Annotated in this window: 1 protein-coding gene and 1 pseudogene; both read left to right on the forward strand. The window is 36.4% G+C overall.

Annotated elements, in window-relative coordinates; all coding sequences use genetic code 11:
- Positions 1–673, forward strand: a pseudogene (locus tag Wcon_RS10850) (IS630 family transposase); the annotation flags it as partial.
- 135 nt (positions 674–808) lie between these two features.
- On the forward strand, positions 809–1,636 hold an 828-nt coding region (locus Wcon_RS10855), incomplete at its 3' end, for an IS256 family transposase (RefSeq protein WP_114516781.1).

Raw genomic sequence — 1,636 nt, forward strand, 5'->3', positions numbered from 1 at the left:
AATCACAAAATTACTGACTGGAATAAATTTACTGAATTTGCTAAAAAATATGGTGGAAAAACTCTATCGGAAATGGCTAAGCTTTGGAGCAATGTTAGTATCCCAACGATTCATCGAGCTCTTAAAAAAATTGGACTCACACGCAAAAAAAGACATATGGATACAAAGAAAGGGACGAAGAAAAACGCGCTGAATTTTTGAAAATTATAGCAACAAAAGAACCTCAAAACTTAGTTTATATAGATGAGTCTGGCATTGATAACACCGAGGACTACCCTTATGGATATTGCCAGAAGGGACAGAGGTTTTATGCTCTAAAATCTGGTAAAAAAATTCAACGAATCAGTATGATTGCAGCCTTAAACGGCAGGAAAATAGTTGTTCCGTTAACATTTGAAGGCCACTGTAATATGTTAATAAATGGTTTGAGCAGTTTCTGACACCGATTTTGAAACCTGGACAAACTGTTATCCTTGATAATGCTACTTTTCATAAGTCTAATAAGATTACTGAATTTGCTAAAGGAGTTGGCGCAGAAATTTTATATCTACCGCCTTATTCTCCCGATTTTAACAAAATTGAGCATCATTGGTTTGCTATAAAAAACAGAGCTAGGAAAAACATCCCTCTATTCACATCTTTTCGTCATGCTGTTGATTCCGCTTTTCTATAAGCTTTTCGGACTATTATGAAAAGAGCTATAGTATATCCAATCCAGGAATTTTGGTAAAATCTATGGGAATGTTCAAAAAAGTGTGTCAAACCGAAAAAAAGTAATTTATATCAATTTAAAAATGGAGGTTTGACAATGAGTCAAAAAGTAGTAAACAGAACTAACGGATTGGTAGATTATAAAGAGTTGGAAACAAATATCCTGTCGTCTATACGAGAAGGAAGACCGTTGACAGGAAAGGAGGGAGCATTAACACCATTTATAAAAAAGCTGCTGGAGGCGAGTCTAGAAGGTGAAATAGAAAACCATTTATTAGCTGAAAGTGAAGAAAATAATCGCAGAAATGGGAGGAATGGAAAGACTTTACGTACAAGTGCAGGTTCATTTGAGCTGTTAACGCCAAGAGATAGAGAAGGAAGTTTTGAGCCGCAAATAGTCAAAAAAAGGCAAACAAGCTTACATCCAGAGCTTGAAACGAAGATTTTGAGCACATTTGCCAGTGGTATGAGCTATAGAGATATAGCGTCACACGTTGAGGAAATTTATGATCACAAAATATCGGTAGCAGAGATATCAAGTATTACCGACAAATTACTGCCTATAATCAATGAATGGCGTAGTCGTCCACTGCAATCAGTATACCCGATAGTATTTATGGATGGGATGTTCTTTAAGGTCAAGGAGGATGGACATTGCGTAAGTAAATGTATGTACAATATATTGGGCATAGACCAAAATGGCAGAAAAGAAGTCCTGGGCTTTTATTTGGCTGAAAGTGAAGGAGCTAACTTTTGGTTGGAAGTGCTAAATAACCTCAAAGAAAGAGGAGTAGAAGATATTCTGATTGCATGTGTAGATGGGCTAAAAAGCTTTCCTGCAGCCATCAACAGTGTATTTCCCAGTGCAGAAGTGCAGCTATGTATAGTACACCAAATAAGAAATTCTCTGAAATATGTATCCAGT

It is taken from the genome of Wolbachia endosymbiont of Cylisticus convexus, assembly GCF_003344345.1.